Raw genomic sequence first — 26,182 nt, 5'->3', positions numbered from 1 at the left:
ATGAGCACTCTCGACCTCAGTACGACCGATGCGGCAATACACGCTGCCGATGCAGGGGCAGGCGTGTGCGAGTGGCTTCGTGACCCAACGCCTCGCGTTACAGCTGTCGATTCCCATGCGCACGTGTTCGTGCGAGGGTTGCCACTCGCGCCGCAGCGGCGCCACGCACCGGACTACGATGCAGCGCTGGATACATACGTTAGGCATCTCGCCGGGAATGATGTGTCACACGCGGTTCTCGTGCAACCCAGTTTTCTCGGAACCGATAACTCGTTCTTTGCGGCGATATGTCGAAAGTATCCGCAACGATTTCGCGGCGTCGCAGTAGTCGCCTCAGCCGTGTCAGACGAAGAACTTGAGTCACTTGCCGATGCTGGCGTAGTCGGCATGAGGCTGAACCTTCTGGGGCTGCCGCTTCCAGACCTTCGACGCGGCGATTGGCGGCGTCTTCTCGCGCGCGCCAATAGTCTGCGATGGCACGTCGAGGTGCACCGTGAGGCGAGAGATTTGCCCGTGGTCGTCAGCGAACTGCTCGCGCAGCGATGCACGGTGGTCGTCGATCACTTCGGCAGGCCCAATGCGGAAGCCGGGGTATCGGATCCTGGGTTCACATATCTGCTCTCGATTGCCGATACCGGCAAGGTGTGGGTGAAGCTGTCGGCCGCTTATCGAAGCTCGCGGGGCGACGGCGGGCTTGACCTTGGAGAGGAGCTTACCCCCCTGCTGCTGGAGGCTTTCAGTGCCGAGCGCCTCGTCTGGGGCAGCGATTGGCCGCATACCGAGCATCAGGACTTAATTGACTATGCAGCGTCGATTCGCGCGCTAGCGACCTGGGTTCCGCAGGAGTCGACCCGACTGGCGATTCTCAGCCGGTCAGCCAGAGAGTTGTTTCGTTTCGGTTAACGCGGCATGCGCCGTCAACCGATTCACTACCGATTGAGGACGGCCCGATGAACTCCACTACCGCTTCTCGGCGATTGGCATTTCGCCAACAGGTCGACGCGCGCAAGGGATTACGGATGCCGGAACATTCAATGCGATGAGCGTGCGCGTCATCGAGTATTTTGGCTTTGGCGCGGTCTATCTGACGGGGGCCGGCGTCACGAATATGTCGTTCGGTCTTCCCGACCTAGGTTTCGTCGGATTGAGCGACATGGCCGAACATGTTGCGCGGATTCGGGACACCGTCGACTTGCCGATGCACGATACAAGGACGCCGATTGACCGCGACGAATACCCACTTCCAAAAAACGAACGACGTAGGAGACATCGATATGGTAAGGATTCCAAATCACGTTTTGCAACAAGGCCCGGCGATCGCCGGTTCAGAGGCAGAGGAGAAACGCGCCGAGGCAGTGCGCCTGCGCTCATTGATCGGCGCGCTCATGGGCAACCTGATCGAGTGGTACGACTTTCTCGCTTACAGCGTATTCTCCATCTATTTCGCTTCGTCGTTCTTTCCGAGCGAAAACGCCACAGTGCAGCTGATGAACACTGCCGCAATCGCTGCGGTGGGGTATGTTGCCCGACCTCTTGGAAGCTGGTTGATCGGATTCTATGCGGACCGCCTGGGTCGCAAGCTGGCTCTAACGTGGTCGGTTGCAGGGGTGTGTTTCGGGTCGCTGATTGTCGCTGTAGCTCCGGGGTATCAAACCATCGGCGTATTTGCCCCTGCGCTGCTTATTGCGGCACGACTTCTCCAAGGTCTAAGCATGGGAGGTGAATACGGTACGAGCGCAACCTATCTGAGCGAGGTGGCGCCTGCCAATCGACGCGGGTTCTATCTCGGCTTTCTGCAGGTCAGCGTCGTCGCAGGACAGCTTCTCGCCCTAGGCCTTATGTTGCTCATGCAACGACTGCTTTTCACTGCGGATCAGATCGAGCGATGGGGGTGGCGCATTCCATTCGTCATCGGCGGTCTTCTCGCACTTTTCGCCATGTACATGAGGCGTCATGTCAGCGAAACACAGGCCTTCCAGGATGGCCGCCGGGAATTGTCACCGCCCGTGGTTCGTCAGCTGATTCAGCATTGGCGCAACATTCTGCTCGCGATCGGCATCACGGTAGGTGGGACGGTTGCCTTCTACACGTTCACCGTCTACATGCAGAAGTTCCTGGTCAACTCCGCCGGGTTGAGCAAGGAGAACTCGACGCTCATCACCACTGGCGCGCTGCTTTTGTACCTGCCGCTGCAACCGTTGTTCGGTCTGGTGTCGGACTTGATCGGGCGTCGACCCGTTCTGATCTTTTTCGGGTTGAGCTGCACGCTGTTCCCGGTTCCGCTTTTTGAGGCTCTCAGCCGCACGAAAAGTACGGTGATGATGTTCATGCTTTGTTTCGCGGGGCTGCTCATGTTGAGCGGTTTCACTTCCATCCACATGCTGGTGAAGACGGAACTTTTTCCGGCGCGGATCAGGGCACTTGCGGTTGGGCTCCCCTACGCGCTGACGACAGCGATCCTCGGTGGCACGACGGAACTTGTCGCGTTGCGGTTCAAGGCATCAGGCCACGAGTCGTATTTCTTCTGGTACGTCACAATCTGGGCCGCCATTTCCCTGCTCGTCTATCTATGGATGCCTGAAACCCATGTCAGGCGAGCGGCGGTGAGTCCGGCGCGCCGTGCTTCGTCGAACCAGGGCGAGTGCTGAAGCTGCCGCGCAAAAAAATGGCTGGCGTGAGTGGGTCGAACGTTTTCACCGGGATGCGCCGCGTTCAAACGGCTGTGAAAGCATCCAGGTGCATGCCGCCCGATGTGTTCGCCGCTCGGCGACGTGATGACGGGCAGGGCAGCAACAGCAGTCACGTCGACATGCCAGACTTGCCATTTTTCTTCGGAACGATGCTGTTGCCCGAAGCGGAACGCTCCTTGCGTGCGGCGCCTCGTTGCGCTGTGCCGGCATGTCCACCACGCCCGGATTCCATCACGTCCATGAGGTAGTGCTCTACCACGTGCTGGAACTCCAGCATCGCCGCGGGATGGTCAACCACGCTCTCATCGTGGCTCAGCGTGACGGCAGCTTTCATAAGGTGCTGGACGACGACGGCCCGGAACAAAGCTTCTTCCACGGAGAGTCGCGGCGCGAGGGCAGCCAGCACGGATGCGATTCCTTTGCGCAATCTTTCGCGCACTCCGGTGGCGCCGGGCAATACGACATCAAGAGCGTCGACCAGCCCCACGAAAGCGGGGTGCGTCGCGCGAAACGCTACGAATAACGTCGTCAGCCGGCCCGCAACGACCGATACGTCAAGCAAGGGCACCTTCTCGCTCAGCTGGCTGAACGCGGCGTCAAGCTCGATCACGTACTGCTCGATTAGCGTAACTGCGACCTGCTCTTTCGTTGGAAAGAACTGGTAAAGCGAACCGATCGACGCCCCCGCGCGCGCGGCGATCGCTGTCATCGTCGTTGCTTCGTACCCTTTTTCGGCGAATTCCGCACTTGCGGCTTCCAGTAACGACGCCACCCGCGCATGTCCGCGGGCGCGCCGCGGCGCCTTCGCTTCGCCCGTATTCGGCGTTGACTTTTGTGAGGCCATTCTCATATACTGTTTGTGAGCACCCCCTCACAATACACCAGCGGCTCGCCGCTTTCAACGGAAGACCATCATGTTGCAAAAACTTGACCCCAAGACGACCGCTCTCGTTCTGATCGATCTTCAGGAGGGCATTCTCGGATTCGGGAAAGCGCCCCGCCCAGCCGCAGCCGTGCTGGCTACCTCGGCAACGCTCGCAAAGCGCTTCCGGGAAGTGGACGCGCCGGTCGTCCTGGTCCGGGTGGGTTGGAGCGCCGACTTCGGCGATGCACTGAAGCAGCCCGTCGATCAGCCCATCGTGCTTCCCCCCGGCGGACTGCCCTCGAACTGGTGGGACTTTCCCGCCGAACTGGCGGTGGAGGAGCGCGACATCAAGATCACGAAACGCCAATGGAGCGCTTTCCACGGCACCGAGCTCGACCTGCAATTGCGGCGTCGCGGCATCGAAACCATTGTGCTCGGCGGGATTTCGACGAACATCGGCGTCGAGTCGACGGCTCGCGCCACGCACGAGCACGGGTACTCGCTGGTGCTCGTCGAGGACGCAATGAGCTGCGGCGCGCCCGAGCATCACCATGCGTCGCTGAATTTCGTCTTCCCGAGGCTCGGTCTCGTGCGGCAATCCGACGACGTACTCGAGGCGCTCGCAGGCTGATGACGCGACGCCCGATGGACAAGCACAGCGTGGCCGGAGAGCGACTATGAGCAGCGAACGTCTCTCCATGGTTTCGTCGCTCTCGCGCCGCGTCGAAACCGTGATTGATGGTCGGGCGTTGGGTCGCGCCATGTTTGCGCTCGTCCCGCTGCTCGTGCTCGCACTCGTATCAGGCAGACCCGGGTGGCTCGCCGCTGCAATCGTGCCGGTCGCGATGCTCATCGCACTCGACCACTCGCAGCTTGCGCCGCTCGGCGTCTTCGCGCACGCTTTGGCGATAAGCGCGGGCTTCGTGATCCTGATGGCGTCGCTCGCGCACCCACTGCTCTTTGTCGTAGCCACAGTCCTGTTGGGCATGGGATCCGTGCTGGTGACCGCGGGCGGCAGCGCCTTGCGCTCGCTCGGCAACTTCACGTTTATTCCCTCGCTGTATCTTGCTTGCGAAAGTGGGGAAGGGGTCACGCGGCAGGCGCTTATCAACCGGAGCGTTGAGATTCTGCCGTTCCTGTTGATAGCGGCGTTGCCGATCCTGCTCGTTGCGTCAGTCGAGCACTTCCGCTCGCGTGAAACTGGCCGGCCGACTCTTGCGCATTTTGCAAAGTGGACTCGCCTCTGCCCAAACAGCGAGCGCAACGCATATATCGAGTTGGTGATCACCGTCGCGCTCGCGGTCGCTTGTGCTGCCGTACTTGTCGAATGGCGACACGTCGACAATGGTCAATGGATGATCTGGTCGGCCGCCAGCGTCGTTACCGGAAATGCGGCAAGCGCCCGGCAGAAGTTTCGCAACCGGCTGACCGGGGCCGTCATCGGCGTGTCCTTCGGCGTGGTCGTCGGATTGATGATCCCTCATGCGTTGTTTATGCGTGTGTTAGTTGTGTTCGCCGCAATGCTGACGCTCGTTTGCATTCGTCCGTACACGCTCGCATTCGGGGTCCGGTGCGCCTGTGCGGCAATCGCGTTTGTGTTGGCGGGAAAACCGTGGATTTTTGGAGGCGAGCGCCTGCTGAACGTGGCAGTCGGTAGCGCCATTGGGCTGCTGTGTGCGCTCACGGCAGCCGCCATTGCGGCGCACATGAAAGACACGTGCCGCTCGACGTGTGACTCCCCATGATCCCGGCAAAACCGAGGGGGACTGCGCAGTCGCCTCTGATTAAGGGCGCACGAGGGTATTCGCAGATTCGGTGTTTTGGATAATTGTACCGGCGAATTTCGCTGGCTGAGGAAGCGCGACATGTCGAGAGTGCTTACGATCGAAGACGATGAAATTACCGCTAGGGATATCGCAGTTGAGTTGCGGAAACGCGGTTTCAGCGTCGATTGGGTCAACAACGGACGCGAAGGAATTGCGCGGGCAATGAGCGATGAGTACGACATCATCACGCTCGACCGCATGCTGCCCGGCGTGGACGGCCTGACCATTGTGACTGCCATGCGCAGCGTGGGCGCGCACACACCTGTGCTGATGCTCAGCGCGCCAGGCGACGTTGATGAACGCATTCGCGGCTTGCGTGCGGGTGGCGATGATTACCTGACGAAACCGTTCGATCTGGCCGAAATGGCGGCTCGTCTGGAGGTGCTGCTGCGTCGGCAGCAGGCGCCGGCAGGTCAGACGGAGACGACGCTGCGCGTTGGCACTCTCGAGCTCGACCTCATCGCCCGCAAGGTGAGGCGCGGCAACGAGGAAATTGCGCTGTTGCAGACCGAGTACCGCGTGCTGGAATGTCAGGTGTCAACGTCAGCGAACGCGTGCTCCCGACCCATAAGAGTCTTTGCTGTTCGGGATTCAAATGCCCGCTCCGACTACTACAGCGGACGCTTGCAACAGCGTCCGGTCTAGTGTCGAGTAGAAGAGCCTGGTGAACCTGCTTCGTTTTCCGGCAGATCTTCTCGATAGTTGAAATGCAATGCGGCGCCCACGGACCCGCCGCAGGCGCCACCATTCGCACTAGTCCGCAGCAGGGAAGTCGAGCGTAGTGTCGTTGATACGGTTAAACAGATTGGTGAATGCAATGCTGGCTACGGCCATCGCGACATCGACGATTTGTGCGTCAGTGACACCGGCCTGTTTGACCTCCGTTATCACATCGGTTTGAACTGTGCCGCTCGTTGTGATTATATGCAGCACAAACTTGGCCAACGCATCATTGCGCGCGTCGCCAGACGGCCGGGCCTGACGCAACGCCAGAATGGCTTCACGGTCAAGGCCCATCTTTTTGCTCAACAGCGTGTGTGCGGCGAGGCAATAGTCGCAGCCGGTTGTCTGGCTAACGACCAGTTTAACGACTTCGATATCCCGCGCGCTCAAGTTACTCTTTTTGAGCGATGCCTCGAGACTCAGTACTGCCTCCAGCGCGACCGGGCTATTACCGCCGATTCCAATGTATGAATTCGGGACCTTGCCGACAGTCGCTTTGACACCTTTAAACAATTCGGCCGTGTGGCCGGTGGCTTCAGACACTGAGATAGTATGGAGACGAGGCATGATGTATTCCTTTGAGGTGGGAAAAAATAGGCGTGTAGCGGGCGGCATGGCGCGTGAAGCCTAGTGAACCTGATTAGTCGTCCGCTGTGAGCGGTGCGCTTTGATTGAGCAATAGGGGACGAGTGAGCAGAAATGCGCCGACAAGCGCAGTGCTACCCAGTGCGACAGCGAGCACGAAACGCCAATCAGGGTGCAGCATGATCTGTGGCAGAAGACCCACCGTCAGGGCGGGTGGAAAGTGGAGTCGCAGCGCACGCAACGTCACGATTCCGACCAGCAACGAAATGACGACGGAAAGCGGGCCGGCGCCGAACCACAAAAGCGCGGCGAGCCCCACAGCGGCGGTGATCGTGCAGACAAGCGGCAAAGTGAGGGGCCGCTTCGCCCATGGACGGATGTTAGCGTTGGTGAATATCTCGAATGCGGTCATGACAAGTGGGGGAAACAGGATCAGCCGGAGACCGGTGACGTCCGCTAATCCGTACGCCACGAGAACAAACGCGAAGAAAATTAAAATGGGTAGCCACGTCCTGAGCTGGGGCGCACGCTCGATTTCATCGGCTTGGGCCACGGTGTCGAGCGCGGGCGCTTGACGAACATCGCCCGAAGCCAATATGCGGCCATAGATCGTGGAGACGAGAGCCAGAAGGGCCATCACGGCAGCGATGGAGACTGGATACCACCAGCTCGTGATACTGAACACGAGAGGCAGAAAGGCTGCGGAAATGGCTGGCATGATGGGCGAACGCATCAAACCGATGATCAATATCGCGCCGGCAATAGTCATCGCCACCGACCATAGGCTGTACACCATCGCTTGCGTGAGCGCAGTGCCCAGTGCCGCGGTCACAGAGGGCGTGATCGCCAGCATGACCGGCGAGCGTGCCCACGCTCCGGCGGGGCGCGTGAATACGTCATAGCTCAACGCGGCCAGTTCGGGAAAAAGAACGTAGAACGCGCCGGTCAGAAGCGCCGCCTTCGCGACGACAGCCAGAAGGACAACGCAAAGCACTGGCCCAAGGATCAATGCGTCGTTGAACGTGCCACGTCGGTCGCGGCGCATGGAGATGCTCATCAGAAATAAACCCTACCGGTTGGCATAGTCGGATGATAGGTATCTCCGACTTGTGCGAATATTCCCCATATATGCAAACCTACCTTGCGTTAATGCACCTATGTTCGATTGGGAAAACATTCGATATTTCTTGACTGTCGCTCGCATCGGGACACTGTCGGGCGCCGCCCGAAGCCTCAAGGTTGATCACGCGACGGTGAGTCGGCGTTTGAGCGCACTGGAGAGCGAAATCAAGACCTGCTTGGTCGAACGCCAGCCCAGGACTTGCAGGCTCACGCCGATCGGCCAGCGCGTGTTCGAATTGGCGCAGGAAATGGAAGAAGGCGCGTACGCTGTCGAACGATTCCTCGACGCCAGCCGTTCGCCGCTGAGCGGCAAGGTCACGCTCAGCGCACCGCCCGTCCTCGTGGCGAATTTTCTGGTGAAGCATCTAGCAGACTTTCGTCGTGCAAATCCAGGCGTGCAACTGTCCGTTTCGTGCGAAGCACGGCAGGTTTCCCTAAGCCGCAGGGAGGCAGATGTTGTCCTGAGACTGACTCGGCCTGAGGAACTCACGAGCGTCGTGCGGAAGCTGGGGCGCGTGTCGTTTGGCCTGTACGCGAGCAAGGACTATCCTCATCTGCACGATCCGTCCGCGTGGGAGTTCATCGCCTATGACGCTGGCTTCGTGGGCGTGCCACAGCAGAAGTGGTTGATGAGCGTTGCAGGGAAAAGGCCTATAGCCTGCGAAATCAGCGATATCAATGGCCATCTGGTAGCGGCGCAGGCAGGCGCGGGCGTGGCGGGTCTCCCTGATTTCCTGGCAGATACCGATGCGAAGCTGCAGCGCCTCACGTACGGTGGCGAAGCGTTTTCGCGAGATATCTGGATGGCTGTTCATCGAGACCTGCGCAGTTCGCCGCAAATACGGGCAGTCATGGACTTCCTGCTGAAAATCGTCGCCGAAAATCCCGCCTTTGCGGACCATCGACCCTAAGCGGACGTTCGTTGCATTGACGCGAACGTCCCTTCTTGGCCGGCAGTACTCGCTCGGTATCTGGTGAATTAGCGGCCGCACCGTCCCGATCGAACTGCGTCGACATGCGGCCGATGAGGGCTTTGCTAGATCTCAGTTTGCTCGGCGATTTCCAGCGCATCGTCAACTTCGATGCCAAGGTATCTCACTGTGCTCTCCAGCGTGGAATAACCAGGCAGGAGTTGAACGGCTCGGAGGTTCTTCGTACGCTTGTAAATCAGCGAATGAAAGGGACTTCCCCGTCCCGAGGCTGCGGCGGAAGCCGCGAATCGGCATCAAAGTACCATGATGAAGTCTCGACCTTCATCAACACCAACAAGAAGGGGAAGTCCATGCCAATTGTCACCGTCGGAATCGATCTTGCCAAGAATGTCTTTGCGGTTCATGGGGTGGATGAAGCCGGCAAAGCCGTGCTTGTCAAGCCGAAGGTCACGCGCGACCAACTGGTGGCACTGATCGCCCAGCTATCGCCATGTCTGATCGGTATGGAAGCATGCTCCGGCGCCCATCACTGGGCACGCATGTTCCAGCAATATGGTCATACGGTGAAGCTGATGGCGCCAAAGCTTGTGGCGCCGTACCGGATGTCTGGCAAGCGCGGCAAGAATGATGCGGCGGATGCGGCGGCGATCTGCGAGGCGGTGACACGTCCGAGCATGCGTTTCGTCCCGCTGAAGGACGAACACCAACAGGCGACGCTCTGCCTGCATCGGACACGGCAAGGTTTCGTCGCGGAACGGACCGCGATCTACAACCGGACGCGTGGCCTGCTCGCCGAATTCGGCGTGGTGTTGCCACAGAGCCCCGAGCGTTTGCGAAGGGAAATCGTGGCGCATCTGGATGCTCTGCCGGGCTGGGCCAGGCGGTGCATCAGCGATCTGCTTGAGCATGCCGGCAATATCGAGGGCCGGCTGGTCGAATACGATCGTGCAATCAGCGAAATCGCGCGTGAGGATGCGCGCAGTCGGCGGCTCATGCAATTGCGCGGCATCGGACCGACGACGGCCAGTGCCTTGCTTGCGAGCCTGGGTGCCGGACATGACTTCAGGAATGGACGCCAGGTGGCCGCATGGCTCGGTCTGACGCCGGGCCAGCACAGCAGCGGGGGCAAGGCACGGCTGGGCAGCATCACGAAGGCAGGCGACGCTTATCTGCGCAGTCTGCTGGTGCTCGGAGCTCGCGCCGTCATTGCGAATCTCGGCGAGAAGCAGGACCGCATCAGCCGCTGGGTACGAAACCTGGTCGAGCGGCGCGGATATTGGCGTGCGGCCGTCGCCATTGCGGCCAAGAATGCGCGAATGGCCTGGGCGATCCTGAAATACGGCGACGACTTCACGTACGAAACCATTGCAGCATGACCACCATGCGGCTCCATCGACCCGAACCTGCCAGCGCGACGGACATCATGAGCGAATAGACGATCACTTTGCACTGCCAGCGGTGATGTGAAGCGGGTTGGACCCGCGTGGGGCGTACCTGATAAGGCTACAGGGATTTCATTCCCGGTCAGCGAACGAGGCCCTCGCGCGCGTCTTTCATCAGGGTCCGGGCCACAGGCCCAACATGACCGGTTGTAGTACCGCAGTCCTTCACCTTCTCACACGCACCCGAACGGCATTGCAGCACATTAACAAAGAACCACGTTTGAGCTTGCGCTTAACGGGGAAGCCCTTGTAGTTGCCTTAGTTCGCCGCATCGTATGGGTGCCGTAAATCGGCACGGGGTCGAACGTTCAGTTCCACGCATTGACGTGGGTCGTTTCAGTCAAATGCCTGAAGGTATGCTTGTGCGGCACGATAGTGGCACCAGCCTCATGCAGCCAGGCATTGCCATCGGTATGGTCCCAGTGCCAATGCGTGTTGGCTACGTATTTCAATGGCCCCGGACCGGTCTGGTCCAGCGCAGCTTTCCCTGTGACTTGGCAATGCCCGCGTCGACCAGGAATTTTCCTTCCTTGCCCGACAGGACTGCGATGTTGCCGCCGGATCCCATCAACACCGTGATATTTCCGCGTAGCGGTACCACGACGAGATCCTCGTCGGCACGGCGCAGATATCGTGCACCTGCACCGGTGTGAAAATAATCGTCTGGAGTGACATCCGTGTTCGTCATGGCAGACAGTTCAGCAGTTTCGCCCGGCTGGATCGAGGAAAGGCGTGACATGATGAGTTCCTTACTGTGAGTGCCATCAGCGGGGGCGTGACTAGAATTTAGCAGCCGCAACGCGCAAGTTAATGTCCACCGTTCTCAACTTCATACTCAAACGTCTCATATGGATCGGGTCGCGGTGGTGGTTTTACTGACCACAAAAAAGCTAAAAAGCGCCAACCAGGTCCATTGGCTATCGCAGCAGATTTCCCCGCCGCTCGAGCGAAATCATTCTTCGGGGACACATCTCCGCCTCTTTTGATGCGGACGCAATTGCGCAGGCACAACTACCAGCCATACTTCATCTCGATTCCGACGTAGTCCGCATTGCTTCCACCGAGTCCGCGAACAGAATCGCCAACCACAAAATGCACGGCTTCGACGGAAGCGATCAGGTTTGGTCTGAGTGTCCAGTCAGCACGAAGCTGCGTATACATGCCCGTCCATAATGTGCCATGTCCGGCCGTGCCCGGCACCACAGCGGAGCCCTGCTGATACACCGCGTCCGCCGTCGTGACGCGCCACTGGAAGCCCACACCGGCGAACAGCGTAAGATTGCTGGTGGGCTTCAGGGTCAGGTTCGGCTTGACGTGGATGAGGTTTGCATACCCTGTGTAGCCCGCGAGCGCGAAGTAGTAACCGTTCGGAAACAGCGGATTGAAGGTTTCGACGCGGCCGTCACCCGGATGACGGTCACCCGAGGCCGCATCGACCTGCAGGCCGATTCGGGGTGCCCACGCCGTGTCGAAGGTATAACCGGCAATTGAGCCGAGTGCCCACGCGGCAATCGTCTTGTCTCCGACGTGTCCAGACTGGTACATCGTCTCGATATCCCAGTCCGCGCGCCCGGTCTTTCCGCTATAGCGCAAGTCAAAGACGTCGCGGTGCTCGTCACCGGTCGCGTCGAGGAATCGGGCGTTGCTGCGGTTGTAGCGCGAGTAGTATCCGGACACGTCGCCGGGCCCGGCGTCCTGGCGCTCGAAGCGCACGCCGCTGAATGTCAGATGCCGGTTCGACACATCGTCGAATGCGGAGATCGGCCGGTTCTGCACAGGTTGCGTCGCATACCCTATAAAGCGCCACTTCCCGTATTCATAGTCCGCCCAGATTGCGTCGAATGTCTGCCTGACATTGGGGCCGTCCCGCACCGCGATGAATCGCTGCAAGTCGAACGCCATTTCCTGCCGCCCGACCCGCAATTTTACGTTTCCCGGTCCAAGCGGACTGGTCCACGCGACGAAACCCTGTTCAAGGTCCAGCGGGTCTTTGTCGACCGGTGACACGGCGTCCTTGCCGAATGCGCGCGCGTCTTCGAACTGCACGAAGAACTGGAGTTGTCTGCCGATCCGCGCGTCTGCACTGATCTCCGCTCGTTGGATCACATAGGTATCGGAGCGCCCGGAGCCGAGACCGAACAGCGGTGCATCATTAAATTCCAGCCGTTCGCGCAAGTTTGCACCAAGCGACAGGTACGAATCCGGATCGCTGCCGAGCGGAATGTATTTCGATCCGTCGAGCGGTTCGCGAGGTACGCACGCGCTCGACAATACCGACCAGTCCTCCTGCCAACGATTGAACATCACGACCGGCCGCTTCGCGCTGCACGTGGACGTCGCAGCAACATCCGATGCCGCGTTGATGCCGGTGTCTGCGCGTGCCTTGCAACTGGTAACGGCCATCAACCCCGTAAGCAGGATCATCAGGTAAGCCGCAGCGTCCGCAACGGGAAAGGAACGCGGCCGCGGTGTGGCCTCAAACATCTACTCTCCTGCAGAAATACAGGCGCCATTCAGGCGCTTGACGCATGAGGGGCTGACCAGCCCTTTCAGCGGTGAACGTTGGCCGACGCCAAAGCGACGCGATGCTCGAGCCATGCTGCAATCGCCAGTCCGGCAAGCACGAGAAAAGGCAGCAGCAAAGCCCAGAACGCCGCGACGCGATAGCCGAGCGCGCCGCCCGCAGCGCCCGCTGCGAACGCGACGACGGCAGGCACCATCTTCACGAGACGCGCACGGGCGGCCGCTTTAGTGTCGGTCTGCGTATGCGCCGACAGCAGATCGACTGCATCGAGAATCAGCTGCGTGACATTGCCGGTCATGACTGTGTTTGGCAACCCTGCACGCGGGACGAGCCGGCCGTGCGCATTCTGCACACCCATCGCGGCAGCGCCCAGCATGCCGCACAAGACCACCGGCCATCTGTTGGCGTCCAAAGCACGGCCGATTTTGATTCCCGAAATGCAGAACGCGAGCAAAAGCACCGTCTGAACCGAATACAGCAAAGACGCCGCATGCAAAGGAGCTGCTACCTGTTGCCGGCGTACCAGCACGCTGGACACGGCTACTCCGGCGATAAAGGCGGGAAATGCCATCAGCTTCAAGAACACGCCCTGCCCGAATCCCGCGACGCTGGCACCAATCAACACGAAGTTGCCTGTCACGTGTGCGGTGAACAGACCAAACAGCGCAACGAAACCAAGCGTATCGACATAGCCGGCAACAGCGGCAAGCACGGTATCTTCCGACTTCATTCAACTGCCTCACTGCATTGATTCATCTGCGCGTTCGCTCAATGCGTCCCTTGAAGAACACACTCCTTTGAACCGGATTGCCATCAGCGTCGCACCGTGTCGGCGCCGGGGCCACTTTGTCTCGCATGAATTTCGGCGATATAGCCGCCGGGGAACTGCACCAGCGCGGCGTCGCGTTCGCCGGACGCGAAGGGCGGAACCAGCACGGTCGCGCCGGCCGCTTGCGCCTTCTGCAAAGTGCTCGCGAGGTCGCTCACCTCGTAGCCCGTCATCTCGTGGCCGAACGGGTAGGGCAAGTGGCCGTCGGTCACCAGCACGGTCAACTTGCCGAAACCCGATTCAACGCGGATGCGGCGATACGTATCGTGAGGCCGGCCGATCTCCACGCCCGGTGCATTGGGAACGTCCGACGTCACTTTCCCGTGCGCGAACTCGCTGAAATCGCGGACCAAGGCGTCTGCGCGGTCGGGCGAAACGTACACGCGGTTCTCCGGAACCGTCAGCAGCGCGTCGTAGTCAGGCGCCTGGTTGTGCCAGTAAAGCTGCATATGCACACCGCCCGGCCACGACACGATCGCATCCCGGCCAATCGGATCGGGGAACGTATCGACAATCACATCGGCGCCATGCGCCTTCGCCGCTTTCACTGCCGCGTCCATGTCGGTGACGAGGTAGCCGGTGCGCTCGCCGCCGAACGGATAGGGCACTGGCGTCTTGAAGCCGAATACCGACAGCGTGCCGACCGGCGTAAACACCAGTTGCGACATGGTCTGGCTTGGCGTCGGCGTCACCTGAAACACGCCTTGCTGCGACGTGTGGCCGCCGAACGTCGCGACGAAACTGTCGGTAAATTTTTTGAAGTCTTCCGGTGCGACGTACACGTGGGTTGTGTCGTATTGCGGGCCGACGGCGAGGGGCAGTGCCGTGGCCGTTTTTGCTTGCGCAAACGGTAAAGCGACAAGCATGGAACCCGCGAAAATTGCCGCAGCAACGAGAGAGCAAGAACTACGCATGATGAAAAAATTCCTTCAGATTTGATATCCATACAACCATCAAAAACGCGCTCAATAGCCCGAGATGCTCGAAAAAACTGTTCAGCGCGATGAAATGCTGTGCACCCGTACGATTCCAGAAGTCGTTTGCCACCAGCATCGCCACGGCCGTTAGCGTTCCGAGGCCACCCGCACCGAGCCATACGAACCGGTTAAAAACCACGCATAGCGATCCGCCGATCTCAACTGCGATTGCGATGGCTGCCCATATCGCGCCCGGGCGCAAGCCGAAGTGTTCCTGTTCCAGCATTGCGCCGTGAAAATCCATCAGCTTGTTCACACCGCCAACAACATAAGCCGATACCAGGGCTACTCGAAGCAGTGGCAGCACCCACCGCTGACCGAGCAGACTGGCAACCCAGGACGGGTTGTCTTGCATGTCTGGACTCCCGTTAGACGGCCCAGCAGGCACAACCCAGTGCGCCCCAAAACCCCTTGAGGTCTGACGTGGGCGCGGTGCCCGACCACGCGCGCATGTGGTCGTGACCATGCACGGCGCAGGAGGATGCGCAGCCACATGCCGCAGCGGCGACCTGTTGCAAAGGCACACCTTCGCCGCGAGCGGCACTCTTCCATCCGGCGAAGCCGCCAAAGCGGCGCACCGGCGACCAGTCCGGCATGGCCGGCGGCAGAGCGCCGTCGTCGAGCGATGCGAATTCGCCTCCGCTGTACACTACCTTGCCGCCGACGATCGTGAGCAGCGATGTCGTGTCCGCAATGTCGTCTTCCGCGCATGCGAAGAAATCGCGATCCGGTATGATCAGATCTGCGAACTGGCCCGCCTGAATCTGGCCTTTTTTGCCTTCCTCGTTCGAGAACCACGTGACCTTTTCGGTCCACATGCGCAACGCTGTCTCGCGATCTACACAGTTGCGCTGCGGATACATACGCAAGCCACCGACCGTCTTGCCGGTCACGAGCCACGCCAGCGCTACCCACGGGTTGTACGATGCAACGCGAGTCGCGTCGGTCCCGGCGGAGGTGCGCACGCCTTTTTCGAGCATGCGCGCCACCGGTGGCGTGGCTTCAGCCGCTTTCGCTCCGTAACGCTCGACGAAGTACTCGCCCTGATAGGCCATCCGGTGCTGCACGGCCACCCCGCCGCCAAGCGCCGCGATGCGGTCCATCGACTTTTCGCTGATCGTCTCGGCATGGTCGAAGAACCAGTTCAGGCCTTCGAGCGGGATGTCCTCGTTCACCTTCTCGAAGACATTGAGTGCGCGAGAGATCGTTTCGTCGTACGTCGCGTGCATCCGCCAGGGCCATCGGTTCTCGGCAAGCAAGCGCACCACGTCCTCGAGTTCTCCTTCCATCTGCGCAGGCATATCGGGGCGTTCGACCCGGAAGTCCTCGAAGTCCGCGGCCGAGAACACCAGCATTTCGCCCGCGCCGTTATGCCGGAAGTAGTCGTTGCCTTGCTTGTAGGTCGATGACTTCGTCCAGTTGATGAAGTCTTCTTTCTCCGCCTTCGGCTTTTGCGTAAAGAGGTTGTACGCAAGACGGATCGTCAGTTGCCCGGCGTCCGAAAGCTTCTGGATCACCTCATAGTCTTCCGGATAGTTCTGGAAGCCGCCGCCCGCATCGATGGCGCCGGTCACACCCAGGCGGTTCAATTCGCGCATGAAGTGGCGAGTGGAGTTGATCTGATAGTCCAGTGGAAGCTTCGGGCCTCTTGCGAGCGTCGCGTAGAGGATCGCTGCATTCGGTTTGGCCAGCAGCAGGCCGGTCGGATTGCCGGCACTGTCGTGCACGATCTGGCCGCCCGGCGGTTCCGGCGTGTCCTTCGTATAGCCAACCACGCGCAATGCCGCCGCATTCAGCAGTGCCCGGTCATACAGATGCAGAATGAACACCGGCGTATCGGGCGCGACTGCATTCAGTTCGTCAATGGTCGGCAGACGCTTCTCATCGAACTGATGTTCGGTGAAACCGCCCACCACGCGCACCCATTGCGGCGCGGGCGTATTCGCGACCTGCGCGCGCAGCATGTCCATCGCGACAGCGAGGGAGCGCACGCCATCCCAGCGGAGCTCCATATTGAAATTCAACCCGCCGCGGATGATGTGTATGTGGTTGTCAATCAGACCCGGCAACGCCGAGCGGCCTTTCAGATCGATCACGCGCGTGGCGGAACCAGCCAGGCGCATCACTTCGGCATCGCCGCCGACTGCGACGAACTTGCCATCCTTGATCGCAACCGCAGTTGCACTGGGATTCGCGCGATCAAGCGTGGTGAGCCGGCCGTTGTGCAGAACCAGATCCGGTGCATTGACAGAGGCGTTCATAGTTGAGTCTTATCCGTGTTGTCGGCCATGCGGGTTTCGGTTCGCGCATTGCCATGACGGCCAGGCAGCAGACCAAACATATGGCTCGAACATTGACTGTTTCGCCACGCAGCAGCGAGAGTGGAGCCGGCCAGCAGGTTCTTCGCGACCGGCATCACCTGCTCCCCACCTAGCATTCCGAGCAGCCCAAGCAGCGCGACGAGCGGAGGAGCCGGCGAACGCACATTGATCAGGCTATAGATGATGCCGACGAGGATGCCCGCGCCGAGCGACAGCAGGTAAAGTTTCATAGGTATCCTAATGTCGAGTCATCGGGTTGATCACGCCGGTCGCCCGGCTTCGTGGCATCAGGAATTGGGCTCAGTGTCCTTCCGAACCGCCAAACATCGTCTTCGCGTAGATCAGGCCGAGGCCGTAGCCGCCGCCGTGCGCGACCGAGATTTCGACAGTTTCGTTGTAAGTGTCGGTACGTGCCCAGTCGCGCTGCAGTTCGAGCAGATACTGGAGTGACGTCATGGGCCGTGCGCCCTGTTGCACCATGCGATCAAGCGCGCGGTCGTGAGCCTCGTCCGAGACATCGCCGCACGCATCTGCGATCACGTAAACCTCGAAACCCTGATCGAGCGCCGAAAGCGCCGGCCCGACGATGCATACGCTGGTCCAGAGACCGGCCAGCACGATGCGCGATTTGCCGATTTCGTTCACGCGTGCAGTGATGCGGGCGTCTTCCCACGTGTTCATCGAGGTGCGATCGATCGTCTGCTGGCCTGGGAATGTTGAGCTGATCTCTTCGAATATCGGACCGGAAAAGGTCTTTTCCGCAACCGTCGTCAGGATCGTCGACACGCCGAACTCGCGCGCGGTCTTTGCGACCAATGCTGCATTGTTACGCAGCAAAACCGCGTCGATCGACTTCGTCGCGAAAGCCATCTGCGATTGATGGTCGATCAGGATCAGCGTGTGATCTTTGGGCGACAACAGGGTTTTGCCAGGCTTCGATTGTGCTTGATTCAATTCACCGCTCCATTCAGTTAAAGGACGCGCGCAACTCGTTCGTTACGCGGGTTGTGAAATGTTGTGCCGCTGTGCTCCAGACGTTACATAGCTCGCGTTTAAGGCAAGCGCGGGATATCGTCCGCAACGGGAATTACAACGTCGGCACTTGCCCGCTAACGCAGCGAAACAGCACGTGGGTCTTCTGCCGCGAACATCTGCGGCAATAGCGTTTCCAGGTGCGACTGGAGCCATCGCGCCAGCGCCAAACGCAATGCCCGAGAAAAGGGGCGCGCGCTTGCGACGGTCATAGCCGGTCTGACCGGCCACGGCACTCCGATCGCCAATTCGCACTGTCACAGGAGGGTTCGGGAGCTGGAGGACAATGCTCCGTTCGGATCAACGTGTCGGCGAAGCTGCCACGTCGGTCGCGACGTATGGGGATGCTCACGAGTGTTAATCCTTATTCGCTGAGATGGCCCGATCATAGGAGTTTCGCAAGCGTGCGAATATCCCCAAATCTGCAACCCATCCTTGAGAAAGTGCACAGACGCCCGATTTGGAAAATATTCGCCGCGCTATTCGGATACTCGCTTCTTGCGGGCCAGGTCCTGTACCATCTGGTAATGGTGCTGGATAGTCGGAAGCGCTTTTGCAGCCGCCTCCCTGATCTGCGGGACCTGTCCATCGGCCGCTTCCCGCTGAAATGCAGTTAACGCTTCCTTGCGTCCCTGCAGCCCGACTTTCGCGATATAGGCCTCATCGAACTGCTTTCCCTTCAGTGGGCAATGGCTCTCCAGCACGGCGCGGTCGGGACTGTTTTCCGGGACTTTCACAGTCGACGGCAAGGCCGCTTTGAGCTCGCTCGATAGCCGCGTGTGATCGTCGATCATCTGGCGCGCGAAGGACCGGACGTCGTCATCCTTGCTGTTGCTCATTGCGAGTTTTCCCGAGTCGATCTCGGTCGCCGATGACATGGCCGCTATCGGATCGCTCGCGGATCCGGATTTCCGAGTTCTCAAAAGACAGGGACGAGGCGCCGCCATTTGATGGCAGCTCGTCCGCCCAGAAGGGCGGAACGACGTGCTGGTGAACATCAATGCGACGAGCCGCGCTCATAAATCGCTCCGTGTGCTTGAAGAATGATTGCGTGAGTGACGGAAAAAGCCAAGGGTGCGACTTCTCCGTCGACATGGATCAGAACGGATAGGTGGGGAGCTGCGAGTGCACCGTGATCCATTGCCACTCGCTGAACTGGTCGGCATTGCTGGACGCGCCGTGGCCGAAGCCGTTGCCGGAAATGCCGAGGCCGCCAATCGGGCCATAAATCCCATGCACCACGGTCTGATCGTTGATGTGGATCACTCCGGAATGCAGTGCATCGGCGACGCGTTGGGCGCGAACCAGGTCGGAGGAAACCACCGCCGCCGACAAGCCGTACTCGGTCGCGTTGGCCAGTGCAATAGCTTCCTCGTCGGTGCGGAAGGTCGTGATCGCCGCCACCGGTCCGAAGATTTCCTCGTCGAAGGCCGTCATACCAGCTGTCACTCCGGTGATAACGGTAGGCTCGAAGAACAGTCCATCGCGTGCGCCACCCGTCAGAAGCTTCGCTCCCTCGGCCACTGTCTTCGTGACGATCCGCTCGGCATTGGCGGCCTGGCGTTCGTTGACGATCGGCCCGACCTGGACCTTTGCGTCGAGGGGATTACCGACGACGAGCGCCTGGGCCTTTTTCACCAGGGCTTCGACGTAGGCTTCAGCAATGTCCTCGTGTACCAGGTGACGGCCGGTGGTGAGACAGATCTGGCCTTGGTGGAAGAAGGAGCCCCATGCGCCAGCACTCGCTGCCGCCTCGATATCTGCATCGTCGAGCACAATGAAGGGATTGTTTCCACCCAATTCCAGCGAGACGCGTTTAAACTGTCCGCTGGCGACCGAGCCGACCTCGCGGCCGACGCGGCTGGAACCCGTAAAGCTGACCATATTGATAAGCGGTTCTTTGACCAGCGCGGCACCAGTCTCCGCAGCGCCCGGCAGGACGTGGAACAATCCCTTGGGTAAGCCCGCTTCTTCAAGTACCCGGGCAAAGGCCACGCCGCCGATAATCGGCGATTGCACGTCGGGCTTTAGCAAGACGGCGTTGCCCATCGCCAGTGCCGGGGCGATCGCCCGCACGCCCAGGATGAAGGGCGAGTTCCACGGCGTAATAATGCCGACCACGCCGAGCGGAATACGCCGGGCGATGCTCTGAAAGCCCGCGGCCAGCACGTCATCCCACGACCATCCTTCGATGCCGCGTTTGGCCCAGCGCGCGAAATCGGCTTGTCGAGCGCGAATTGCGACGGCGGCATTGACCGCCGAGCTGCCGCCGACCACCCGGCCGCGGGGTACGGGTATGTTGTGGCCGAGACTGGGGACGTCATCGGTGTGGTAGTGCCAGTCATAGGCCGGCGAGCCCGCGACGATATTGGCGTCCTTCAGTACCTGAGGGTAGTCGTTCGGCGCGAAGTTCGGTCCCGCTTCCAGCAGCAGAACGCGGCGCCGCGAGTCTGCGCTCAGGCGTGTGGCGAGGACGGCACCAGCCGAGCCTCCGCCGACGATCAGGATATCGAAATGCTTCGTGGACTTTGACGGACGACCGGACTCGGTGCTGCCAGATTGCTTTTCCACCCCCAAGGCTGATGTGGTGCCGGTAACCGTACCGACTGCGGCAACTGCCGCTGCAGCGCCTGTAATGAGGACTTCACGTCTGGACATCTTCATTGTTGTACTCCTGAACACGTTTGCGGCGCTTCAAGCGCTCGGTGAACCGATCAATCGATATCGACCGGCGGTGTGCTCAGAATGGGCCCGCTTCAGCGAGACAACAAGATGACTTGCCTGGACCTCAGGTCCAATGAGATGGACGATCCGACTTTACGCGACGACCAGTGGGATGCGCTCAGCCAGGAAGTCGAGAAATGCGCGAACGGAGGGCAGCATGCCATGGCGAAACGGGATGACCGCCGTGATACTGGCTTCGCCGGCCAGCCAGTCGGGCAAGACCCGTTGGAGTGTGCCGGATCGCAGGTCTTCGGCGCAGACATAGGCGGGCAACGCAACAATACCGAGGCCGTTCTGCGCGGCCTGCTTGAGCGTAACGATGTCATTGCCGGCCAGACGGGGTTTGAGCGGCACGACTATTTCTCCGTGCGCTGGGTGCCTGAGCGTCCAGGTCATCGGACTGTTGTGCCTCAACATGACCAGCGTGTCATGTCCGGCGAGGCTTTCCGGCGCGAGCGGCATGCCGTGGTGCTCGACGTAGCTGGGGGAGGCGAACAGGAACCAGGGCGCCGGTGCCAACGTGCGCTGCACGAGTGTCGAGTCGGACAGCGGACCGGTGTGTGAGCGCAGCGCGAGATCATAGTTGCCGCCCGCGATATCGATCTGCTCGTCGCTGACGTGCTGGATCACATTGATCTTCTGATAGCGTTGAATGAAATCCGGGAGTATCTGGCGCATGGCGAATAGTGAGGTCGCCACCGCGGTGGTGAAGCGGATCGTACCGCTTGGCTCGGCAAGGCGCTCGCGCACGGCGCTTTCGGCGAAGTCCGCACGTTCCAGCATCGCAACCGCGTGCCGGTAGAACACGTCGCCTGCATCGGTCATGCTGATTCTGCGTGAGGAGCGGTTGACGAGCCGCACGCCGAGGGCTGCCTCGAGTTGCTGGAGACGATGGCTTACCGTCGACTTCGGCACGTTCAGATTGCGGCTGGCGGCGGTGAGGCCCCCGCACTCCACGATGCGAACGAAATAGCGAAAGTCGTTGAGATCAAGCATTGGCGCACCTTACGAGTCCGGTGTGATAGACGGCGTCACTGTATACCGTTTGACGATCCACTGGACTTTTATCAGATCAGGAAGTGTCTTTGTTCGAAATGAAGATTTTTACGGAGCAGGACGATAGCTAGACTGACGTCGTTCACCCCCGCATGTCGCGGACCCTGCAGAACGCCCAGCTATCCCGGAGGTATGTGTCGTGAGAACGAAGTCCGCGAATCGAATTGTTGCTGTTGCCCTCGCCGCTGTACTGCTTGTTCCAACGGTATCGTTCGCCGAGACGATGCCAGCCTTGACCCGCGATCAGGTCCGCGCAGAATTGCGTCAGCTCGAACAGGCGGGCTATGAACCGGCTGCCAGTCACGACGCCCGTTACCCTGCGGACCTGCAGATTGCTGAAGCCACGGTTGTCGGGCGTGACGCGTCTGTTCAGATTCCCGCCGCTGGCATGAGCTATGGCACATCGACGAGCGGTTCTTCGGAAGTGGGCGCCGCGCAGAAACCGTTGTCAGTATCGAAGTAGTTCTTTGTCGACCGTCGGGTCGGCTGGTTACGAGACGGTCGTGTGGTTTCTCTAGCCCGGGGTTTGTGCAATAACAGGCAAGGGCCCCTTTTGAACCAACAGCGCGGGAGCAGCGTGGTGGGCTTCGAAGAATACAGCCAGATTTTTTTGTCGAAAATTTGACGAAGTCGTCAAAAAAGCTATACTGACGTCAACGGATACGGAGACATTGATATGAGCAACACACCAGCCGGCGCGGTTCTCGAACGTCCTCATACGTTGACGATGGACTGGTTTCCCGACACTTTGCCGCCTGCCACACAACAGACCAGCGTGACGCTGCGCACCGAAGATGGTGCGGCCACGTGCGGGGTGTTGTACCGGGGCGCATCGACGAAAACCGTCGTTTGTCTGATGCACCCGCGCGAGAACTTTACATTCCACTATCTGATTCCCGGCCTGCTGCGCGCGGGCGCGTCGGTTTGGGCCCAAGCCGCCCGCTCGGTCGGCAACGACCTTCGACTCGAGCATGAACTTGCCCTGCACGATGTCGCGGCCGGCTTGCGCTACCTGCGCGAGGCAGGCTTCGAACGCATCGTATTGCTCGGCAATTCGGGCGGTTCGGGGCTCTATAGCTTCTACATCCAGCAATCGGCACTGCCCGCGCAAGACCGGATCACAAAGACGCCTGGTGGTCGCGCCACACATCTGGCGAGCGCGACCATGCCGATGGTGGACGGAATGATCTATCTGGCTCCGCATCCGGGGCAGGGGCGTTTGTTGATGGGCTGCATCGATCCTTCCGTTACTGACGAAGGTGATGCGCTATCGATTGACGATACGCTAAACCCCTTCAACCCCGAGAACGGCTATTCCCGCGAACCAGGGGCGACACGCTATAACGCTGAGTTCGTCTCCCGCTATCGCGATGCGCAGCGGGACCGCGTAGCGCGCCTTGACCGGATGGCCCGGCAGTTGATCGCCGTGCGCCAGGACGCAAGGCAAGCCGTGAAAGACAAGCTAGCGACCCGTCGGCAGAAGCTTGAGGCCAACCACACGCCGATCATGACCGTGTGGCGTACGGATGCCGACCTACGCTGTCTGGATCCGTCGCTTGATCCGTCCGACCGCAAACCCGGTTCGCTGTGGTCGCCGAATCCGGTTATCTCGAACTATGGTTCGGTTGGCTTTGGACGCTTGTGCTCTCCGGAGTCCTGGCTCTCGACATGGTCCGGTCTGTCGTCGAATGCAGCGCTGGAAGCAACCGCGCCTTCGGTCACCGTGCCCTCGTTGCTGGTCGAATACACCGGCGATCAAACGACTTTTCCTTTAGCCGTTGCCGACATTTTTTCCCGTTTCGGTTCTACCGACAAGACCCACGTTCGCGTGCGTGGCGATCATCACGGTCGGCCGCTGGATGACGGGGATGAACCCGGCCGGGCAATCGCCGCGCGCTCGGTCGGCGAATGGCTGCATCAACGGTCTTTCTTATAACTCGGGAGTTGACGAATGAATCAATCAGTACCGCTCAGACTGTCGGGGGTCGACCACACGGCGCGTCCGACGTGGAAGCTGCGCGAAACCATCGAATTCTATCGCGACACGTTGGGTCTGCCGCTCGTCCACACGATCTCCGCGCGAGGCTGGGGTCCGGAGAGTCATCCGGATTTCCTGCACTTTTTCTTCGATAGCGGCAACGGCAGCACGATTGCCTTTTTCTACTATCTGGGCGAACCGCGACCGCAAGAACGCCCTTTGATGCCGCCTACGCCAGATGACCATGTATTCGATGCGACGCACACCGCCTGGTTGACCGACAGCACGGAACAGCTGCTCGCGTGGAAGGAGATGCTCGAGGTCAAGGGTGTCGAGGTCTCATCGACGACCCAGCATGAAGTGATCGAATCGATCTATTTTCGCGACCCCAACGGCTACTTCATCGAGATCACGGTCAAGCTGCGCGAAATGCAATCGCTGGACGCACGGGATGCGGCGCTAACACTTGAGGCGGCGATCATGGCAGAGCAGATCGCCAGTGACCATGCGGGACAAGTCCGGGAGATTGATACTGTGTGGCAGGAAAAGGGCAGACTGTTGAGTGGGCAATGCGGCATAAAGTGCGAAGGCCCGGGCATTTTCGTGCCGGCACTGGTGGAATTCGCAAGCGTGGTTGATGCAGCGCGGCACAATTCGGAGTATCGCGTCTCGCAACCGTCGCCGGGTTACTTCCTGATTGAATCGAACGAGGCGCTCGAATTTAATCGCAGGGAACTGGGCTTGAAACCGGCCGTCTGGTATGGACTCTTCACCGGCGGGTTGTGTGGGCGTATTGACACGTTTGACAAAGACCGCGTTTGCATCGTCAAACAATAAAAGCGGGTCGACTGGAGAAGACAGACATGGCAGGTATCCATTATCCGCTCGAAGGCGTCGCGTATTGCGAGCCATCGATCGCCCGGCACTATTTTCAGGTAGGGGCATGGAAAGACAGGACGTTCGGCCAGGCGCTCGCCGAGACGGCGCAACACCTTCCAGACAAGCTGGCCCTGATCAGCGACGAACGCAGCATCACATTTCGTGTGCTGGATGAACAAAGCGACCGTCTGGCCGCGGCATTGCTCAAGCTCGGACTCGAACCCGGAGCACGCGCTGTGTTCCAGATGGGGACGACCATCGACACCGCACTAGCGCTGTGTGCGTGCTACAAGAGCGGCGTTGTTCCGGTTTGCGCGCTGCCGCAGTACCGCGAGGTCGAAATCGGCAAGCTGGCGAGCCTGTCGTTGCCGCAAGCGTATTTCGTGCAGGGCGACATTGGGCAGTTCGATCTGGTTGGCTTTGCGCAGAAGATGTGCGCCGAGCATCCGTCGTTCAAACACCTGGTCGTTGCGCGCGGCGACGTGCCGGCGGGGACGCATTCGATGTCCGCCTTGCTCGAATCGATGTCGGTGGCTGAGGCAAAGGCCGTCCTGAACAGTGTGCACATCGGATCGGAAGACGTCCTGAGCTTCCAGCTCTCAGGCGGCACGACTGGAGTTCCAAAAATCATCCCGCGTTTTCACGCGGAATACCTCGCGCATGCCGAAGCCTGGGCTAGGCACGTGGAGGCGGGTGAAAACGCCACGCTGATCTGGTCATTGCCGTTGCTGCACAATGCGGCGCATCTATACGCGCTCGTGCCCACGATATCCCTCGGGCAAACCACCGTACTGATGCCGAAAGTCGATATCGTACGGATGGCGGAACTGATCCACCAGCATCGCGTGACGCATGCTGTTTCGATTGGACCGGTTGCGCCGCAGATCATGGCGTGTGCTGAGGTACTTGAATATGACCTGTCGTCGCTCAAGCTGTTCTTTTGTCTGACTCGGGCCGATGCGCTCGAAGCATTCCTCGGCGTGACCAGTTCGAACATGTACGGTACGACCGAAGGATTGCTGATCGGCTCCGGCCCGGCAAGCGACGCATTCGTCCGTCATCACACGCACGGGCGCTCGGGCTGTGAGCATGACGAACTCGTTTTGCTCAATGCCGATAACGAATCGCCAGTTGCACCAGGCGAAATGGGCGAGCTGTGTTTTCGTGGTCCGTCCAGCCTGAGAGGCTACTACAACGCGCCGGAGGCGAACGCCACGGCGTTCACAGCGGATGGTTTCTTCCGGACCGGGGACATGATGCGTGCGCATGTCATCGACGGTGTGACGTACTTTTCGTTCGAAGGGCGCCTGCGCGACAACATCAATCGCGGAGGCGAGAAGATCGGCGCTGAAGAAGTCGAAGCATTCCTGAGCCGTCATCCCGCTGTGCTGGACGCAAAGCTGGTGGCCATGCCCGATCCGTTTTACGGAGAAAAGGGCTGCGCGTTTCTGATTCTTCGCGAAGGGCATGCCGCGCCTGATATCCCGCAGATGATCGAATTTCTCTCATCGCAGGGTCTCGCGAAGTTCAAATGTCCGGAGCGGATTGAAATAGTGGACGCGTTTCCGGTGACGCGGGTCGGCAAAGTCGACAAGCCGGCCATGCGCCGGATCATCGCGGACACTATTGAGGCCGCAACTGCGGCGAACATTTCTCCTTCCAGAGAGGATCAATGAC

Annotated in this window: 27 protein-coding genes and 2 pseudogenes; 12 read left to right on the top strand and 17 right to left on the bottom strand. The window is 60.0% G+C overall.

Annotated features, from left to right (window positions below; translation table 11 throughout):
• The 3 genes and pseudogenes from PQR27_RS10440 (at nt 1) to PQR27_RS10430 (ending at nt 2,648) form a co-directional block, all read left to right on the top strand.
• Nucleotides 1-903, top strand: coding sequence for an amidohydrolase family protein (locus tag PQR27_RS10440; protein WP_408523579.1), 903 nt, complete (start codon nt 1-3; stop codon nt 901-903).
• 47 nt (nt 904-950) lie between these two features.
• A pseudogene (locus PQR27_RS10435) lies at nt 951-1,201 on the top strand (isocitrate lyase/phosphoenolpyruvate mutase family protein); the annotation flags it as partial.
• A 19-nt stretch (nt 1,202-1,220) separates the two neighbouring features.
• A complete protein-coding gene (locus tag PQR27_RS10430; protein ID WP_408523578.1) occupies nt 1,221-2,648 on the top strand; it encodes an MFS transporter in 1,428 nt (475 codons plus the stop codon).
• 151 nt (nt 2,649-2,799) lie between these two features.
• Here PQR27_RS10430 and PQR27_RS10425 read toward each other — a convergent pair whose 3' ends face one another.
• The gene (locus PQR27_RS10425; RefSeq protein WP_408523577.1) at nt 2,800-3,534 is read right to left on the bottom strand and encodes a TetR/AcrR family transcriptional regulator; all 735 of its coding nucleotides are present in this window, start codon (nt 3,532-3,534) and stop codon (nt 2,800-2,802) included.
• Between the two features lie 70 nt (nt 3,535-3,604).
• On the opposite strand from PQR27_RS10425, the gene PQR27_RS10420 reads away from it, so the two are divergent.
• From PQR27_RS10420 to PQR27_RS10410, 3 genes are all read left to right on the top strand, one after another.
• Nucleotides 3,605-4,186 carry a hydrolase gene (locus PQR27_RS10420; protein ID WP_408523576.1) on the top strand — a complete coding sequence of 194 codons (582 nt, stop codon included), beginning with the start codon at nt 3,605-3,607 and terminating at the stop codon, nt 4,184-4,186.
• A 46-nt stretch (nt 4,187-4,232) separates the two neighbouring features.
• Complete coding sequence (locus tag PQR27_RS10415; RefSeq protein WP_408523575.1) at nt 4,233-5,300, top strand: FUSC family protein; 1,068 nt, start codon at nt 4,233-4,235, stop codon at nt 5,298-5,300.
• Between the two features lie 120 nt (nt 5,301-5,420).
• Nucleotides 5,421-6,026 (top strand): response regulator transcription factor, encoded by a 606-nt coding sequence (locus PQR27_RS10410; RefSeq protein WP_408523574.1) that lies wholly within the window; start codon nt 5,421-5,423, stop codon nt 6,024-6,026.
• A 108-nt stretch (nt 6,027-6,134) separates the two neighbouring features.
• On the opposite strand, the gene PQR27_RS10405 is transcribed toward PQR27_RS10410, so the two are convergent.
• Both PQR27_RS10405 and PQR27_RS10400 read right to left on the bottom strand, forming a co-directional pair.
• Nucleotides 6,135-6,671 carry a carboxymuconolactone decarboxylase family protein gene (locus tag PQR27_RS10405; RefSeq protein WP_408523573.1) on the bottom strand — a complete coding sequence of 179 codons (537 nt, stop codon included), beginning with the start codon at nt 6,669-6,671 and terminating at the stop codon, nt 6,135-6,137.
• Nucleotides 6,672-6,744: 73 nt separating this feature from the next.
• Nucleotides 6,745-7,542: an HPP family protein gene (locus tag PQR27_RS10400; RefSeq protein WP_408523572.1), complete on the bottom strand. Its 798-nt coding sequence runs from the start codon at nt 7,540-7,542 to the stop codon at nt 6,745-6,747.
• 304 nt (nt 7,543-7,846) lie between these two features.
• Between PQR27_RS10400 and PQR27_RS10395 the strand changes: the two genes are divergently transcribed.
• Nucleotides 7,847-8,722, top strand: coding sequence for a LysR family transcriptional regulator (locus PQR27_RS10395; RefSeq protein WP_408523571.1), 876 nt, complete (start codon nt 7,847-7,849; stop codon nt 8,720-8,722).
• A 125-nt stretch (nt 8,723-8,847) separates the two neighbouring features.
• Here the strand turns inward: PQR27_RS10395 and PQR27_RS10390 are convergent.
• Nucleotides 8,848-8,985 (bottom strand): annotated as a pseudogene (locus PQR27_RS10390) (integrase); the annotation flags it as partial.
• Between the two features lie 108 nt (nt 8,986-9,093).
• Here PQR27_RS10390 and PQR27_RS10385 point away from each other — a divergent pair.
• A complete protein-coding gene (locus PQR27_RS10385) occupies nt 9,094-10,119 on the top strand; it encodes an IS110 family RNA-guided transposase (RefSeq protein ID WP_408523570.1) in 1,026 nt (341 codons plus the stop codon).
• A 374-nt stretch (nt 10,120-10,493) separates the two neighbouring features.
• On the opposite strand, the gene PQR27_RS10380 is transcribed toward PQR27_RS10385, so the two are convergent.
• The 13 genes from PQR27_RS10380 to PQR27_RS10320 form a co-directional block, all read right to left on the bottom strand.
• A complete protein-coding gene (locus tag PQR27_RS10380) occupies nt 10,494-10,637 on the bottom strand; it encodes a hypothetical protein (protein ID WP_408523569.1) in 144 nt (47 codons plus the stop codon).
• The gene (locus tag PQR27_RS10375; protein ID WP_408523568.1) at nt 10,634-10,924 is read right to left on the bottom strand and encodes a hypothetical protein; all 291 of its coding nucleotides are present in this window, start codon (nt 10,922-10,924) and stop codon (nt 10,634-10,636) included. Before PQR27_RS10375 ends, PQR27_RS10380 begins: the two co-directional genes overlap by 4 nt.
• A gap of 272 nt (nt 10,925-11,196) precedes the next feature.
• Nucleotides 11,197-12,609 (bottom strand): alginate export family protein, encoded by a 1,413-nt coding sequence (locus tag PQR27_RS10370; RefSeq protein WP_408525452.1) that lies wholly within the window; start codon nt 12,607-12,609, stop codon nt 11,197-11,199.
• Between the two features lie 125 nt (nt 12,610-12,734).
• Nucleotides 12,735-13,439 carry a YoaK family protein gene (locus PQR27_RS10365; protein WP_408523567.1) on the bottom strand — a complete coding sequence of 235 codons (705 nt, stop codon included), beginning with the start codon at nt 13,437-13,439 and terminating at the stop codon, nt 12,735-12,737.
• Nucleotides 13,440-13,522: 83 nt separating this feature from the next.
• Complete coding sequence (locus PQR27_RS10360) at nt 13,523-14,452, bottom strand: glyoxalase (protein WP_408523566.1); 930 nt, start codon at nt 14,450-14,452, stop codon at nt 13,523-13,525.
• A complete protein-coding gene (locus PQR27_RS10355; RefSeq protein ID WP_408523565.1) occupies nt 14,445-14,870 on the bottom strand; it encodes a DoxX family protein in 426 nt (141 codons plus the stop codon). Before PQR27_RS10355 ends, PQR27_RS10360 begins: the two co-directional genes overlap by 8 nt.
• Nucleotides 14,871-14,883: 13 nt before the next feature.
• A complete protein-coding gene (locus PQR27_RS10350; protein ID WP_408523564.1) occupies nt 14,884-16,776 on the bottom strand; it encodes an amidohydrolase in 1,893 nt (630 codons plus the stop codon).
• Entirely contained in the window at nt 16,773-17,066 is a 294-nt protein-coding gene (locus PQR27_RS10345; protein WP_408430598.1) for a XapX domain-containing protein, read from the bottom strand. Before PQR27_RS10345 ends, PQR27_RS10350 begins: the two co-directional genes overlap by 4 nt.
• 70 nt (nt 17,067-17,136) lie before the next feature.
• Nucleotides 17,137-17,790 (bottom strand): hydrolase, encoded by a 654-nt coding sequence (locus PQR27_RS10340; RefSeq protein WP_408523563.1) that lies wholly within the window; start codon nt 17,788-17,790, stop codon nt 17,137-17,139.
• Nucleotides 17,791-18,347: 557 nt separating this feature from the next.
• Nucleotides 18,348-18,707, bottom strand: coding sequence for a DUF4142 domain-containing protein (locus tag PQR27_RS10335; protein WP_408523562.1), 360 nt, complete (start codon nt 18,705-18,707; stop codon nt 18,348-18,350).
• Nucleotides 18,688-18,888: a hypothetical protein gene (locus PQR27_RS10330; RefSeq protein WP_408523561.1), complete on the bottom strand. Its 201-nt coding sequence runs from the start codon at nt 18,886-18,888 to the stop codon at nt 18,688-18,690. Before PQR27_RS10330 ends, PQR27_RS10335 begins: the two co-directional genes overlap by 20 nt.
• A 78-nt stretch (nt 18,889-18,966) precedes the next feature.
• Nucleotides 18,967-20,532, bottom strand: coding sequence for an aldehyde dehydrogenase family protein (locus PQR27_RS10325; RefSeq protein WP_408523560.1), 1,566 nt, complete (start codon nt 20,530-20,532; stop codon nt 18,967-18,969).
• Between the two features lie 153 nt (nt 20,533-20,685).
• Nucleotides 20,686-21,588, bottom strand: coding sequence for a LysR substrate-binding domain-containing protein (locus tag PQR27_RS10320; protein WP_408523559.1), 903 nt, complete (start codon nt 21,586-21,588; stop codon nt 20,686-20,688).
• A 199-nt stretch (nt 21,589-21,787) separates the two neighbouring features.
• On the opposite strand from PQR27_RS10320, the gene PQR27_RS10315 reads away from it, so the two are divergent.
• The 4 genes from PQR27_RS10315 (at nt 21,788) to PQR27_RS10300 (ending at nt 26,181) form a co-directional block, all read left to right on the top strand.
• Entirely contained in the window at nt 21,788-22,111 is a 324-nt protein-coding gene (locus PQR27_RS10315) for a DUF4148 domain-containing protein (RefSeq protein WP_408523558.1), read from the top strand.
• Nucleotides 22,112-22,324: 213 nt separating this feature from the next.
• Nucleotides 22,325-23,584 carry an alpha/beta fold hydrolase gene (locus tag PQR27_RS10310; RefSeq protein WP_408523557.1) on the top strand — a complete coding sequence of 420 codons (1,260 nt, stop codon included), beginning with the start codon at nt 22,325-22,327 and terminating at the stop codon, nt 23,582-23,584.
• A gap of 15 nt (nt 23,585-23,599) precedes the next feature.
• On the top strand, nt 23,600-24,463 hold the full coding sequence (locus PQR27_RS10305; RefSeq protein ID WP_408523556.1) for a VOC family protein: 864 nt from the start codon (nt 23,600-23,602) through the stop codon (nt 24,461-24,463).
• 26 nt (nt 24,464-24,489) lie between these two features.
• A complete protein-coding gene (locus PQR27_RS10300; RefSeq protein WP_408523555.1) occupies nt 24,490-26,181 on the top strand; it encodes an AMP-binding protein in 1,692 nt (563 codons plus the stop codon).
• The last annotated feature ends 1 nt before the right edge of the window (nt 26,182 follow it).

Origin of the sequence: Paraburkholderia fungorum (assembly GCF_046027215.1) — a bacterium.
GTDB classification, from domain to species: Bacteria; Pseudomonadota; Gammaproteobacteria; order Burkholderiales; family Burkholderiaceae; genus Paraburkholderia; species Paraburkholderia fungorum_D.
This window is presented reverse-complemented; position numbering and strand designations above follow the sequence as displayed.

Bases quoted from the DNA above. Each gene is read 5' to 3' on its own strand.
- PQR27_RS10440 (WP_408523579.1), top strand. From the start codon at position 1: ATGAGCACTCTCGACCTCAGTACGACCGATGCGGCAATACACGCTGCC.
- PQR27_RS10425 (WP_408523577.1), bottom strand. From the start codon at position 3,534: ATGGCCTCACAAAAGTCAACGCCGAATACGGGCGAAGCGAAGGCGCCG.
- PQR27_RS10420 (WP_408523576.1), top strand. From the start codon at position 3,605: ATGTTGCAAAAACTTGACCCCAAGACGACCGCTCTCGTTCTGATCGAT.
- PQR27_RS10415 (WP_408523575.1), top strand. From the start codon at position 4,233: ATGAGCAGCGAACGTCTCTCCATGGTTTCGTCGCTCTCGCGCCGCGTC.
- PQR27_RS10410 (WP_408523574.1), top strand. From the start codon at position 5,421: ATGTCGAGAGTGCTTACGATCGAAGACGATGAAATTACCGCTAGGGAT.
- PQR27_RS10405 (WP_408523573.1), bottom strand. From the start codon at position 6,671: ATGCCTCGTCTCCATACTATCTCAGTGTCTGAAGCCACCGGCCACACG.
- PQR27_RS10400 (WP_408523572.1), bottom strand. From the start codon at position 7,542: ATGCTGGCGATCACGCCCTCTGTGACCGCGGCACTGGGCACTGCGCTC.
- PQR27_RS10395 (WP_408523571.1), top strand. From the start codon at position 7,847: ATGTTCGATTGGGAAAACATTCGATATTTCTTGACTGTCGCTCGCATC.
- PQR27_RS10385 (WP_408523570.1), top strand. From the start codon at position 9,094: ATGCCAATTGTCACCGTCGGAATCGATCTTGCCAAGAATGTCTTTGCG.
- PQR27_RS10375 (WP_408523568.1), bottom strand. From the start codon at position 10,924: ATGTCACGCCTTTCCTCGATCCAGCCGGGCGAAACTGCTGAACTGTCT.
- PQR27_RS10370 (WP_408525452.1), bottom strand. From the start codon at position 12,609: ATGATCCTGCTTACGGGGTTGATGGCCGTTACCAGTTGCAAGGCACGC.
- PQR27_RS10365 (WP_408523567.1), bottom strand. From the start codon at position 13,439: ATGAAGTCGGAAGATACCGTGCTTGCCGCTGTTGCCGGCTATGTCGAT.
- PQR27_RS10360 (WP_408523566.1), bottom strand. From the start codon at position 14,452: ATGCGTAGTTCTTGCTCTCTCGTTGCTGCGGCAATTTTCGCGGGTTCC.
- PQR27_RS10355 (WP_408523565.1), bottom strand. From the start codon at position 14,870: ATGCAAGACAACCCGTCCTGGGTTGCCAGTCTGCTCGGTCAGCGGTGG.
- PQR27_RS10350 (WP_408523564.1), bottom strand. From the start codon at position 16,776: ATGAACGCCTCTGTCAATGCACCGGATCTGGTTCTGCACAACGGCCGG.
- PQR27_RS10345 (WP_408430598.1), bottom strand. From the start codon at position 17,066: ATGAAACTTTACCTGCTGTCGCTCGGCGCGGGCATCCTCGTCGGCATC.
- PQR27_RS10335 (WP_408523562.1), bottom strand. From the start codon at position 18,707: ATGAGCAACAGCAAGGATGACGACGTCCGGTCCTTCGCGCGCCAGATG.
- PQR27_RS10330 (WP_408523561.1), bottom strand. From the start codon at position 18,888: ATGAGCGCGGCTCGTCGCATTGATGTTCACCAGCACGTCGTTCCGCCC.
- PQR27_RS10325 (WP_408523560.1), bottom strand. From the start codon at position 20,532: ATGAAGATGTCCAGACGTGAAGTCCTCATTACAGGCGCTGCAGCGGCA.
- PQR27_RS10320 (WP_408523559.1), bottom strand. From the start codon at position 21,588: ATGCTTGATCTCAACGACTTTCGCTATTTCGTTCGCATCGTGGAGTGC.
- PQR27_RS10310 (WP_408523557.1), top strand. From the start codon at position 22,325: ATGAGCAACACACCAGCCGGCGCGGTTCTCGAACGTCCTCATACGTTG.
- PQR27_RS10305 (WP_408523556.1), top strand. From the start codon at position 23,600: ATGAATCAATCAGTACCGCTCAGACTGTCGGGGGTCGACCACACGGCG.
- PQR27_RS10300 (WP_408523555.1), top strand. From the start codon at position 24,490: ATGGCAGGTATCCATTATCCGCTCGAAGGCGTCGCGTATTGCGAGCCA.